Genomic DNA, 12,655 nt, shown 5'->3' on the forward strand with positions numbered 1-12,655 from the left:
CATGGTCGCTCGCAAACGCGGATTTCCCGCCTTTGAGACACCTTGTTCGCGGTTAACGTTGCCGCTTTGCCAAGGAGCGGCAGTGTTCGCCCCGAGGGTACGAGTGGGCCCCTGAAGGCATATCTTGCTGGCCTGATGTCATGTTTCATTCTCGATGAGGATGGCTTTCATGCTCTCTTGGCACCGGCTCGGCGAAGTCGATGCCGGCAGAGCCAGAATCACACCACCACAACAACAACTACAACAGCTACAACGACCGCGGCGAAGCCAGGCAACTTTTCCTCGGCGTCGATCCTCTTACTGGTTACCTTCTGTGGGTTGGCCAACCGTATGTAACTTTTCACCTCGTCAGGCGTGATGTTGTAGTCGAGGCTCTTTCCGACCGCCGCGACCGACGCAAGGCCTGTAGCAATTGGTTTGACGTTTTCAAGCAGGCTCGCTTTTCTCCCTAAGTCGTTGACAAATCGCTGTACATCAGTTTGCGGCATAGCTGATTTCCGCCTTTTCTCAATGTTGCCAAGCTACCCATCTCGCTCTCGCAATCGCTCAAGTGAATGATGCCATGAACGAGGCAAGCGGCGTACCAATCTGAGATTTCTGATTTTGCGCCTTGTCTGACCGTATACATTGTCAACTTGCCGACTTTTGGCTCCCGAACCCGACAATTGGCCTGTCCAAAATGTCGCCAACCGAGCATTCTTTCAGTCAGCGCTCTGCGGCGCCAGCTCAGTTGTGGAGACCCCTGGTGGATTCCCCCAGCGCAGCATCGATCGGGTGGCGGGGACGACATTCATCTGACGCACGAATTCCTCTCGCTGATGCTTGCCGTCCGTCGACCATTCTGGAGGGTAGCGATTTCATACGTTCCGTGGGAGGCCACATAAGAATCCGCAGCAGGGAAGCACTCAAGGGATTCGCGCGCGAGCCTATGGCAAGCCCCGAGACTGGATAAGTAGCTATCGAGCCGAGCGCGGTACGAGGAGCAAGACGTCAGAGCGGGGACCAAAAGAGGGGGCCGCTGCCCACGCCATGGGCCGTCAGCCAACGGTCGTCGCGAAGGCCTCCTACGGGCGACGGTTAGATCCCATAGCGGTCGAAGATCTCGTCTCCCAGAACAAGGATCGGCCTCCGCGGCCGATCCACCAATCGAACGATCTCAGTTAAAGAACGCGAACGTTTTCTGCCTTCGATTTTCCGGTCTTGCGATCCTGACCTAGGTCGTAGCTCACTTTCTGTCCTTCGCTCAGCGAACTGCCACCTTGCAAGGCAGACACATGCACAAACACGTCAGCGCCTCCATTTTCGGGTGTAATGAAGCCAAATCCTTTGTCTCCATTGAAAAACTTAACCGTGCCAGTGGCCATGAGCATATCCTCGACGCTTTCACGGCTGATTGCCGCTTGAAGAGCTTTAAGCCGGCAATGTGTCGCCCGCAATCTATTCGATCCTGATCTTGTCCCGAGCATCGGACCACTCACGCAAATGGAGGCGTCCAGAGGTTCATCATGTGTCGGCCGAAAGGATCAGTGGTTACGCGGTTGCCGGTGACGACACGGGGGGCCATCGCTTGGTTTAGGGGCGACGAGGTTCCAACAGTTTCATCGGCACCTATTCTGCTGCGATACCATGGCCGATATGGTGTTCATCCGTATCGTGGTCTCGCCCGACAGTAACCCTACGCATGACGATGGGACGGTCCTCAACTTCCTTGTCAATCCGGATGCGCGCTTGAATGACCGCCGGCCGATTGATCTGTTGAAGGCCGGCGACGTGAGACCGGTGGTCGAGGCCGCAACAAGTGCATGACGGAACCGCTCCCGCCGGCTGACCTCGCGTGATCCGTTCCGGCCGAATCCCGAAGGGGCGATCCTCCACGGGTGATCTCGTTGGAAGGGAGGGTCGTACCCAAGTCGATGACGCGCCATGAAACCGGTGCGGCCGATCGGTGGAGCGGTGAGCCTGCTTGCTGCTGCCGGTTCGCGATGGCAACGCGGCCCTCGCGATCTTCGTCCTGCCTAGATTACCAACTTGAGATGACTGGACAAGACCAGGCCGGCGGCCCCCCGTAACGCGGTGTGACCTTCTCCGATCCCGTTCGCCGTAATGGAAATCTCCTGGTTTGGACGCTTCCTGACCAGGTGTTCGACATGCTGCCTGACGCGTGCGGCGGCGTCTGGGCCGCCACCTGCGATGTCGCCGTGCAGGACATAGGAGTTGAGCGACAGGGTCTGTTGCAGGTTGAGGATCCCGAACGCGACATTGCGAGTATAGCGATCGAGCAGAACATCGGCGGCCTCCGATCCTTCGGCGGCCTCTTTGACGAGGCGAGCGGAGGTGACACCTTCGGGATTCGCCAAACCGAGTCGAGCCGCTTCTCGCCGTAGCCAGGGCAGGGCGGCGACGGTTTCCCAACATCCATGCTTGCCGCAGTTGCAGAGCTCGCCATCTATCTGGACCACCGTATGGCCAAGTTCGCCTCCGGAGCCGGCAAGCCCCCGATAAACCCGTCCGTCGATGTAGAAGGCTCCGCCCAACACTTCACCGGTGTAGATTGCCGCGAACGTCTGCTGGCCCCGTCCCGGTCCAAACCACCGGTCGCCGACGAGGAGTGCGCGGGGGTGGTGATCGATGACCACGGGAAGCGAAAAATGATTCTGCAGGATGTCGACCAGGCGAAGACCGCTCAGAACCGGCGCGAGATTGACGGCAAGGATCACACCGTTATCGCTGTCGATCATTCCCCCCGAGGCAATGCCAATTCCAAACGGCGCCTGGTGGGCTTGGGACAGCGTTGCCGACAAGGTCTCCTTCATGATCGCCAGGAACACATCCCTGTCTCCATGCGGATCGAATTCTGCCTTGGTGAGCGCGTTGATCTCGCCGCTCAAAGTCACCAGGCATGTCTGGATTCTGCTCGGCAAGAGAAGCACGGCGCCGAGCATCGGGGCTTCCGGATTGAAATAGATCGGACGCGCCGGCTTGCCGCCCTTGAAGTCGGAGGGGACCGCGTCGCCTTCGACGAGCAGGCCCTCTTCAATCATCGGCTGGACGATGCCGGTTATCGTCGTCCGGTTCACGCCTGCCAGACGGGCAAGCTCCGCGCGGCTCTTGGGGCCGTGGTCGTACAGGGCCTGCAGCACTCGGCCACGATTGATCTCGCCCAACGTCGACTGTGAAACAAGCGTCACGTTGCCACCGTCGCCAGCGTCCTTGTGGGAAGGACTGCGCTGCCCCAGCGAATAAGGTGGTTGATTCTCGAATTTCAACTTGCATCTCCGATTTGGCAGCTGGTCTTTCTAGCCTGTGAGCGCTTGCTCGACCAGACGGAGCCTGCGCACACACACGAGACCGAGCGCGGTTTGGCGACTTCTTGACAGTAGCATAAGTTTGTGCGAAGTACAAACTAACTGCTGCAACGGCAGACGAGGGGTAACAATCTACGTCGAGCATGGCGCTAAACGCGTCCGAAAATCGATTGAGGTTGGATTACAGATAACTGAGGAGACATTCATGACATATATCGGAAACATGTCGCGCCGGAACATGCTGAAGTCGGCGTCCGCCGCGGCGCTCCTGGCGTCAGGCGTCGGCGCGCTTGTGGCGCCACGGCGTGCAGCCGCCGCCGGCACGGTACGGGTACTGTCTGTCGAAGACCCGTTCTTCTTCGCGATGAAAGCAATGATCCCGGAATACGAGAAGGAGACCGGCCTCAAGGTCGAGCTGGAAAGCCTCTCCTATGATGCGCTGCAGACGCGCCTCGTCTCGGCCTTCGTCGCCAAGACATCGGATGCAGACGTCATCGCCGTCGATCAGATGTGGCTCGGTCAGTATCTCGACAATGGCTGGATTATTTCGCTGAACGACTTCATTGCCAAGGACAGCGACATCGATCTGTCAGACTTCATTCCCGAGGTTCTCTATTCTTCGAACATGTGGCGCGGCCAAATCGGCACGCTGCCGGTTGCGGCCTATGCGCAGGGCGTCATGTACCGCAAGGATATCTTCGATGAGTTCGGCATCGCCGCACCGCCGGCCGAGAGCTCGGAAGACTGGACCTGGTCGAAATACCTAGAGACCCTGAAGGCGCTCGAAGGCAAGTCGTTCGGCGGCAATCCGCTGTTCCCGACGGTGGTCTGTGGCTCGCAACCCTCGCCGATCACCCATATGTTCACCCAGCTTTCGGTGAGCCATGGTGCGAACTGGTTCAAATCCTTCCCGGGCGCTCCGTGGGATTTCTCGCCGGAACTGACCGGTTCGGCCTGGATAAGGTCGGTGGAGATCTACCGGCAGCTCTACAAGCTCTCGCCGCCCGAAGCGATCAATTACGTCTGGTTCGATGCCGGCACCCGCTTTGCCAAGGGCGATGTCGGCATGTTCTACTGGTGGACGCCGTATTTCTACCTGGTCAAGAATTCCGGCTACATGACCGGCAAGAAGTCGGATGTGATGGACAAATACGCAACCGCCGCTTTGCCGAAGGCCGAAGGCCTGCCGCAGACCGTCAGTCTCGGCGGCTACAGCCTCGGCGTCCCCTCGAGTTCCGAGCGGCAGGAGGCGGGCTTCGCGTTCATCAAATGGGCGACGTCGAAGGCGACCCAGAAGAAAATGGCTCTCTGGCCGGACCTCAACTACCAGTTCTCCGACTTTGCCCGCGCCTCGCTCTACGAGGACGCGGAGGTGAAGGCGGTCTATCCTTACCTCGACGTGCAGTACGCGATGATGAAGCAGGGCAACGGCAAGATCACCCGCCCGCCGGTCCCCGGCTATACGGCCGTCGAGAGCGTCCTCGGCCTCACATTGAACCAGCTCCTGACTGGCAGCGAAGATCCGAAGACGGCGCTCGAGCGCACCAACGGCCTGTTCGAAAGCATCCTCAAGGGCAATCTGATGATCCCGTATCAGAAGGAAAGCTTCACGGACACGCTCGACGGGGCCAAAACCCTGATCAGCACGCTCAGCAAGGCGTAATAGAGTTCTCCTCGTGCCGGCGCGGCAATGCTCGCGCCGGCGAACCGAGTGAAGAAGAACTGGACCTTGAAATGCACTCTAGAACTGTTCGCATGCCACAGGCGCTTGCGCCTGCCCGGAGAAGCTTTATCCGGCGAAATCTGCCCTACCTGCTGATCGCACCTTCGGTCATCATGCTGCTGGCGCTGATCGCCTACCCGCTGCTCTTTGCGCTCAAATCGAGCTTTTATTTCTGGAACCTGCAGGTTGGGCCGCAGCCCTTGGCGTTTGTCGGCTTTGACAACTACGTCCAGGCCCTCAATGCCTTCGATTTCCGCGCGGCGCTCACCAACACGCTGATCCTGTCGGTCCTCGGTACCGCGATCGAGTTCGGGCTTGGGCTGGCAATTGCACTCGTCCTGCTCAAGGCGCTGCCCGGCATGAATGTCGTGCGCGCGCTCCTGATCCTGCCAACCACGATCGCGCCGATCGTCGTCGGCTTTCTGTTTCGCTATCTCTACGATCCCGGCGGCGGCCTGGTGACCTGGGTTCTGCAGTCTCTTTCGCTGCCCATTCCGGCGGAAGGTATTCTCGGCTCGCCCTCGACGGCACTGGCAGCCATCCTGTTCGTCGACATCTGGCAGTGGACGCCGTTCTTCGCCATCGTTCTCTATGCCAGCCTGCTTTCTGTTCCCGACGAAATCATCGAAGCCGCGCGCCTCGATCGCGCCTCGGCCTGGACGATCCTGATACGCATCAAGCTGCCGCTCATCCGGCGCACCGCGATCATCATCGTCATGCTGCGCTTCATGCAGATCTTCAACACCTTCGACACCGTGCTGGTACTGACCCGCGGCGGACCGGGGACTTCGACGCGCACGCTCGGCTATTCGCTCTACGAGCAGGGCCTGGTGAACTTCAATGTCGGGCTGGTCAGCGCGATGACTTGGATCACGGTGCTGATCGTCAACATCATCGTCGCCCTCTACGTGTTCTTCGCCTTCGGCAATGAGGAGTGGTGATATGTCAAGACGCACGACGTTCTACACTGCGCTTACCTATGCTGCTGGCCTCCTGTTCCTGGCGGTCTTCATCGGACCGATCATCTGGTTCCTGGCGCTCGCCATCCGTCCGGCCGAAACGGCGTTCGCGATGCCGCCGCAGCTCACCTTCGAGCCGACACACGATGCCTTTAGGCATATTCTCGTCGACCCAGGCACCAATGCGCCGCAACTGGTGAACTCTCTGATCGTGGCCATTGGCGCCGTGCTGCTCAACCTGCCGTTCTCGGTACCGGCGGCCTACGCGCTCTCGCGCTTCAAGCTGCGCGGCAAGAAGAACATCATGCTGTGGTATCTCGGGTTGTTGATGGCGCCGCCAATCGCCTTCCTGATCCCCTATTTCGTGCTGATCAACCGAATCGGTCTGCAGGGCTCCTACTTCTCGATCGTGCTGGTTCTGCAGACGCTGACGATCCCGTTTTCGGTCTGGCTGATGAAGAGCTTCATCGACGAAGTTCCGGCTGAACTTGAGGAAGCCGCCCGCGTCGACGGGGCCCGCTGGTATACGATCATGTGGCGGATCACGCTTCCGATCGTTCGCCCCGGCATCATCGTCACATCGATGTTCGCCTTCGTGTTCGCCTGGAACAATGCTGCCTTTCCGCTGGTGCTGAGCTCGCGCTCGACTGCCACGCTTCCGATAGGGACGCTGGGATATTTCGCCACCAGCGGCGTGACCTGGAACTACATCGCCGCGGCCGCGGTGCTCGCGATGATCCCGCCGATGATCATCTTCCTGGTGTTCGACCGCTACGTCGTCAGAGGCCTCACCTTCGGTTCGGTGAAAGGCTGATCGCCCCCTTTTGAATGGAGTAGAATTGAATGAGCAAACTTCGCATGGGCGTCATCGGCGCCGGCCTGTGGGGCAACAACCACGCCCACACCTTTAACGTCCTGCCGGAAACCGAACTCGTCGGCGTCTGCGACCTCGATGAGGGCAGGGCGTTCAAGATGAAGGAGAATTTCGGCGCAGCTGAGGCCTTCACCGATTATCAGAAGCTGATTGCCAGTGACGATATTGATGCGGTGTCGGTGGCAACACCCGACTTCACCCATACGCCGATCATCCTCGCGGCGCTCAGGGCTGGCAAGCATGTCCTGAGTGAAAAGCCTTTGGCGACGACAGTGAAAGAAGCCGAAGACATTGCCGAAGCTGCGGCGACGTCCAAAGGCAAGCTGATGATCGACTTCCACAACCGTGTGAACCCCATCCTGTCCCAGCTTCGGGACATGATCCAGGACGGCCAGATCGGACTGGCAAAGCATGGCACCGCGCGGCTTTCGAACACGACGTTCGTGCCGTTCCAGATGCTGAGCTGGGCTGCGAAGTCTTCAGCGCTCTGGTTCCTGGGCAGTCATCTCGTCGACGTCCTGCGCTTCATCCTCGCCGACGAGGTTACCCGCGTCTACGCTGTTGCCCGTTCAGGCACATTGTCAGCCGGCGGCGTCGATACAAAAGACTTCCACGTGTCGATCCTGGAGTTTTCAAAGGGTACGGTCGTGACCATGGAGAACAGCTGGATCCTCTCGCGTGACAACCCGTCTCTTGTCGATTTCAAAATCGAGTTCGTCGGCGAGAAGGGCCAGATCCAGGCGGATCCAACCCATAATGGCGGTCTTCGCCGCGTCATGGAAGGCGGCCTGAGATACAACGACTACATCGGCGTAACGCCCACCGGCACAACCCGGATCGGAGGCTTCGTGCAGGAGTCCATCGCCCGCTTCGTCGATAGCGTGGTGCGCGACGTCCCCTTGCTCGCGGACGCTAACGATGGCCTCGCCAACACAAAGGTTCTAGCCGCCATCGAGGAGTCGGTCGCCAACAGCAAACCCGTGAACGTCGGCTGATGTTTTAACCCTCACGAGGCATTCCGGTCCGGAGGATGGTTTGCCTCGCCTCTTGATGCTTGGAGTAGAATTATTATGGCGTCCATGACCTTTGACGGGATTGGAAAAATCTTTTCAGACGGGACCGTCGCCGTCGCCAACGTGAGCTACACGGTTGCCGACGGCGAGTTCGTCGTGCTGGTCGGACCTTCGGGCTGCGGCAAATCCACCTTGCTGAGAATGGCGGCGGGGCTGGAGACGCCGAACAGCGGCCGGCTTCTGATGGACGATCAGGATGTCACCAACACCGAGCCTCAGGACCGCGACATCGCCATGGTGTTCCAGAACTATGCGCTCTATCCGCATATGACCGTCTACGAAAACATGGCTTTCGGCCTGCAGCAGCGCAAGATGCCGAAGGACAAGATCGACAAGCTCGTCCGCGACACGGCCGAAATGCTCGACCTGACACGCTATCTGCAGCGCAAACCAGGCGCGCTGTCGGGCGGCCAGCGCCAGCGCGTGGCGATGGGCCGCGCGATCGTCCGCCATCCCATGGCCTTCCTGATGGACGAGCCGCTCTCCAATCTCGACGCCAAGCTCAGGGTCCAGATGCGCGCCGAGCTCAAGCTCCTGAACCAGCGCCTCGGCGTCACCACGCTCTATGTCACCCACGACCAGGTCGAGGCAATGACGATGGGCGACCGGGTCGCGGTGCTCAAGCCCGTCGGCAACGCCGGGGAAAGCAATCTGCAGCAGATCGACACGCCGCAGCGGCTCTATGACCGGCCGGCAAATATCTTCGTCGCAGGCTTTATCGGCTCGCCGGCGATGAACTTCGTGCGGGCCGAACTCCGGGCGGAGGGGGCAGGCCTGCGCGCGGCGATCGCGGGGACCGGGATCAGTTTTCCGGTTCCCGCGAGCGCTGCCTTGTCTGCCTATGGCGGACGCCAGGTCGTCGTCGGAATACGACCGGAGATGTTTCTGGTGTGTCCCGAAGCTGAGGCGCTGTTCAACGAGCCGGTCCCGGTCGCCGAGGCGCTCGGCGCCGACACCTATGTCTTCTTCGACATCGCGTCCCCGCCCGTCGATGTCAACGGCGCCGAGGAGCCGGAGGATTTCAATCGCAAGGGCACCAATCGCCTGGTGGCGCGTATCCCGCCGGCAGCGACGCCCGAGCCCAATCAGCGACTGCCGCTGACAGTGGAATTGCAAAAGCTGCATTGGTTCGACCCGTCGACAGGAACTGCTATTCGCGATTGATCCGGATGGAAGATCAAGCACCGACTCGCCTTTACAATCGTTTCCCGACCCTCCCAGGGCGCCTTGGCTGCCGTCGATCAGGTCCCGACGGCAGCCCTTTTTTTGGTTCAGCATTTCGAGGACGAGCGGTTCTGGACCTCATCAGCAACATCATGGGGAGTAGCGTGTGAGATACGTGTCGACCTTTGGGAAGTTCTTCCTGCTCATGGCTAATGACGAGTTTTGAGCTTTCGTTGCAAAAGTCGAGAACAGATTCCGATGACGAGGTAACAGACTGAATTTGGGTGTTTATGACGACGTGGAAACTTCCGCCCTTTGAAAGATCGTGCCTTAGGTGGATATCGCTGGGCAGGAGCGTCTCCGAGATCGCCTTACTCGAGGGAAAAAGCGAAGCAGAGATCAATCTGTGCTTGGATCGAGCCCTTGTCTTACTTGGGGCGACCTCGTTGGAGGAGGCGCTCAAGAAGGCGGATCTCATCTAGATAGACTGCATTGGCTCTACGCTGCCATAATTGGCAGACGGAATTTTTCTCATTCGGGTTAGCTCACGTGCACACCTTTGCAAGCGCAATCACAACCCCCGCGCCGGAAGCACCATCATACCCAATGCTGGACCAAACGTGCGCTGCCATAGCACAGGCAGGGCAATTGGGAATAGCTCTGGCAGAAGTCATCGCTGGACGCTCATGAACTGCTCGCTATAGATGGATGCATTCAATGATCGACCATTCACAACGCCCAAAACGTGTGTTAGAGCGCGTTGTTCGAAATCAAGGTGGCTCATCAATGCGGATTGCACCACGCTCGTTGCTTTGCCTAGCTGCGGCATCGCATCCTTCAGCGTTGCGAGGCTTCTCCTGAATGAGCGGGAATGCTCTGACGCGGTTATTTCCACGCGTAAGGGGTGCGTGCAAAAACAGAATTTGTCGATAATCTTGCACATCTCACAATTCGATGCCCTCTGGCCGATTTCAGTGAAGATCGCTTCCGCTCGACGCGCGGGTTCGGCCGATGACAATGCTTCACAAGATGCCGGTTGGTAGCGAGCCTGAGGCTCTGCGCGGGCGAGTGCGAAGGCTAGGATTTCTCGTGCCACAGCATACGAGTCCGCTATGGCCCATTCGGTGAGGGGCCTCGTGAAGTAGCCCTTTTGGGGGATGGATATGACCTTTCCCTCAGCTGCAAGTCGGATAAGTGCTTCGCGTACCGGAGTTCTTCCAATGTTGAGTTTCGCCGATAACTCAACGTCACTCAGCTGTTGCCCCGGCATAAGCCCGTAGCTGTAAAGCAAGTGAACTACTGCATCATAGGCCGCATCCGCTTTTCCGCGCGTTCTTGGTGGCTCAATTCCACGACATTGGGCGGCATTATCACAGACCCACATCTTCGCACTCTCCTTTGTCGATGTCGTTTGACAATCTACTGCAGGATGCCAGAAACAAGTTTGTTGGGGCACATTCCACATAATGGCGGGGAGAGCAACCGTGCCGTTGAAACGACCTTGACGAAGTTTCGCGTGCTTCTCAGATGTTCGGCGGTCACCAACGGTACTGCTTCGCTGGACCTGGGCATCCGAGATCCGGCCCAGCTCGACAGCGTGTTCCTCCAATCACTGAGGCCACGCCAGCTGATAGATGGCGGGAAAAATACGGAGCATGGTGTGCAACTCCAGAGGACTTGGATTGAGCGACACTAAATATCGGAAGATTGGTATGCTTAGCGGAGCAAATGCCGCAGTTCGAGGAAATATATTCAAAAATATATTTTACATGTTGCTTGATTATTGTTGCCTGTGCAGTCACTTTCGCCGCGGTAGTCCTGGATGAGCAGAGCGAACAGTGCCAAGAGGCTGATGGATCGTGATGATTTCGTGCACTAAATTCATGTCGGCGTGATTTCATTTTGGGTGAAAATCGGTGCCGATGGTCCTGGCGAAGCAAATAAGACTCCCAAAGTGTAATCGACTTTCCCGCCGCTGACCGGGAGGATCTGGAGATCTGTGGAGTAGCTTGAATTGTGAAGGCTTAACGGATGACTCAATGCATGCCCGCCTGCGAATTCCTAGAACTTCTCATATTCGATTGCGATGGGGTTCTCATCGACAGCGAAAGCATCGCCACCGAGGTACATGTCGAGGCTCTCGCAAAATTAGGGTACGCCATAACTGCTGAGGCTTATAATAGTCGTTTCATAGGCATGACCGATCAGCAAAGCTATTCTATCATCGAAGCCGAGGCGGGCCTGCGCCTGCCGAATGACCATCATCAACGTGTGATGATAGAGATCTCCAAGCGATATTCGTGCGAACTCAAAGCCATCGCGGGTATTCGACAGGCTTTGAACGCCATCAGCCTGGCAAAATGCGTGGCCTCGAGCAGCGACCCGAAAAAGCTGCGTTCTGGACTTGAGATTACAGATCTTTACGACCTTTTTGCGCCTCATGTCTTCAGCGCGTCCGAGGTTCCGCGCGGCAAGCCCGCACCCGATCTCTTTCTGTTCGCAGCGGAGAACATGAAAACACAGCCCGCCAACTGCCTGGTCATCGAAGACAGTGTTGCTGGGGTTCAAGCGGCGGTGGCAGCCCGGATGCGGGTGATAGGCTTTGTCGGCGGTTCTCATTGTGTCTCGGGCCACGCAGAGAAATTGTTGGAAGCAGGCGCCACGGGAACCTTCAACCACATGGCAGTCTTACCGGAGATTCTTAAGAAGCTTCAATTGAACAGTTTATGTGAGTAGTTGCTCACGCAGTCCACCGGTGTACCAAACGCGTAGGCTCTGTCGGACACTTCGGGCTTACCGGCACAAAGCACAGCAGATACCGTGACGTTTCTAATCGGCGACCCTGACGCTAATTGCCGCTCCTTGAGCTTTGCTTTCGCGCTGAACCCCGTAACACCTGGAAGAAAAGAGGACTAGTTAGAAGATGCACGGCGCTAGCAGAACCACAGTCGAGTACTTGGAAACATATCCGAATTTCATTCCTGTGTGTGCAAGCTGGGCTTTCGGGCAATGGGGTTGCCAATCGGATGGCTCATTCGCGCAGGCAGAGCGTGAGTTCTTCGAGGGAGCACAGACAAAATCAATTCCGCTGACTTTGATCGCGATCGAGGCTGACAAACCTGCAGGCATGGTCAGTCTGTGGGAAAGCGATTTCCGAGGAAGGTTAGATCTGACTCCCTGGCTTAAGTCGCTCTACGTCCATCCGTTTCATCGCAATAAAGGAATAGCATTGCTGCTAATCAAGAGGCTGGAACAAGAGGCTTGGCGGCTCGGCCATCGAAGCCTTTACCTTACAACCGAGGACGCAAAAGCCCTCTACGCAAAAGCCGGTTGGCAGGAGATAGAGTCCGTACGAACACCATATGGCGAAGCGGCATTAATGACCAAGGCGCTGACGCAGGCCAACGGTGCCTTTTTAGAGTGATCACGGATGCAAATTGCGAACTGCATCACGCTCGCGGCTGGGCATTGCCTTCGTGCCTTGAGATCCCATCAGGGGTGAGTAGCGGTCTGCACCGTGGCAGAGTGAGGTCGCTAGAAAACTCTCTGGAGGCCAA

At 58.0% G+C, this 12,655-nt stretch carries 12 protein-coding genes; 8 read left to right on the forward strand and 4 right to left on the reverse strand.

The window, feature by feature from the left end:
* Positions 1 to 218: 218 nt before the first annotated feature.
* Positions 219 to 488, reverse strand: a complete 270-nt coding sequence (locus CO656_RS28975; RefSeq protein WP_097528079.1) for a hypothetical protein — start codon at positions 486 to 488, stop codon at positions 219 to 221.
* Between the two features lie 672 nt (positions 489 to 1,160).
* Positions 1,161 to 1,364, reverse strand: a complete 204-nt coding sequence (locus tag CO656_RS28980; protein WP_097528089.1) for a cold-shock protein — start codon at positions 1,362 to 1,364, stop codon at positions 1,161 to 1,163.
* 262 nt (positions 1,365 to 1,626) lie between these two features.
* On the opposite strand from CO656_RS28980, the gene CO656_RS28985 reads away from it, so the two are divergent.
* Positions 1,627 to 1,806, forward strand: a complete 180-nt coding sequence (locus CO656_RS28985; protein WP_097528080.1) for a hypothetical protein — start codon at positions 1,627 to 1,629, stop codon at positions 1,804 to 1,806.
* Between the two features lie 209 nt (positions 1,807 to 2,015).
* Here CO656_RS28985 and CO656_RS28990 read toward each other — a convergent pair whose 3' ends face one another.
* A complete protein-coding gene (locus CO656_RS28990) occupies positions 2,016 to 3,266 on the reverse strand; it encodes an ROK family transcriptional regulator (RefSeq protein WP_097528081.1) in 1,251 nt (416 codons plus the stop codon).
* A 244-nt stretch (positions 3,267 to 3,510) separates the two neighbouring features.
* Between CO656_RS28990 and CO656_RS28995 the strand changes: the two genes are divergently transcribed.
* From CO656_RS28995 to ugpC, 5 genes are all read left to right on the forward strand, one after another.
* A complete protein-coding gene (locus CO656_RS28995; RefSeq protein ID WP_097528082.1) occupies positions 3,511 to 4,968 on the forward strand; it encodes an extracellular solute-binding protein in 1,458 nt (485 codons plus the stop codon).
* A gap of 71 nt (positions 4,969 to 5,039) precedes the next feature.
* Entirely contained in the window at positions 5,040 to 5,969 is a 930-nt protein-coding gene (locus CO656_RS29000) for a sugar ABC transporter permease (protein ID WP_097528083.1), read from the forward strand.
* A 1-nt stretch (position 5,970) separates the two neighbouring features.
* Complete coding sequence (locus tag CO656_RS29005; protein ID WP_097528084.1) at positions 5,971 to 6,801, forward strand: carbohydrate ABC transporter permease; 831 nt, start codon at positions 5,971 to 5,973, stop codon at positions 6,799 to 6,801.
* A 29-nt stretch (positions 6,802 to 6,830) separates the two neighbouring features.
* Entirely contained in the window at positions 6,831 to 7,856 is a 1,026-nt protein-coding gene (locus CO656_RS29010; RefSeq protein ID WP_097528085.1) for a Gfo/Idh/MocA family oxidoreductase, read from the forward strand.
* Between the two features lie 75 nt (positions 7,857 to 7,931).
* On the forward strand, positions 7,932 to 9,098 hold the full coding sequence (gene ugpC, locus CO656_RS29015) for a sn-glycerol-3-phosphate ABC transporter ATP-binding protein UgpC (RefSeq protein ID WP_097528086.1): 1,167 nt from the start codon (positions 7,932 to 7,934) through the stop codon (positions 9,096 to 9,098).
* A 670-nt stretch (positions 9,099 to 9,768) separates the two neighbouring features.
* Here the strand turns inward: ugpC and CO656_RS29025 are convergent.
* Complete coding sequence (locus CO656_RS29025) at positions 9,769 to 10,482, reverse strand: GntR family transcriptional regulator (protein ID WP_097528087.1); 714 nt, start codon at positions 10,480 to 10,482, stop codon at positions 9,769 to 9,771.
* Positions 10,483 to 11,141: 659 nt separating this feature from the next.
* On the opposite strand from CO656_RS29025, the gene CO656_RS29030 reads away from it, so the two are divergent.
* Together CO656_RS29030 and CO656_RS29035 are read left to right on the forward strand one after the other, a co-directional pair.
* Positions 11,142 to 11,834, forward strand: coding sequence for an HAD family hydrolase (locus tag CO656_RS29030; RefSeq protein ID WP_028004340.1), 693 nt, complete (start codon positions 11,142 to 11,144; stop codon positions 11,832 to 11,834).
* Positions 11,835 to 12,021: 187 nt separating this feature from the next.
* Entirely contained in the window at positions 12,022 to 12,522 is a 501-nt protein-coding gene (locus CO656_RS29035) for a GNAT family N-acetyltransferase (RefSeq protein WP_097528088.1), read from the forward strand.
* Positions 12,523 to 12,655: the final 133 nt, after the last annotated feature.

The sequence above is a fragment of the Sinorhizobium sp. FG01 genome, assembly GCF_002531875.1.
In the GTDB taxonomy this organism is placed as follows: Bacteria; Pseudomonadota; Alphaproteobacteria; order Rhizobiales; family Rhizobiaceae; genus Sinorhizobium; species Sinorhizobium fredii_C.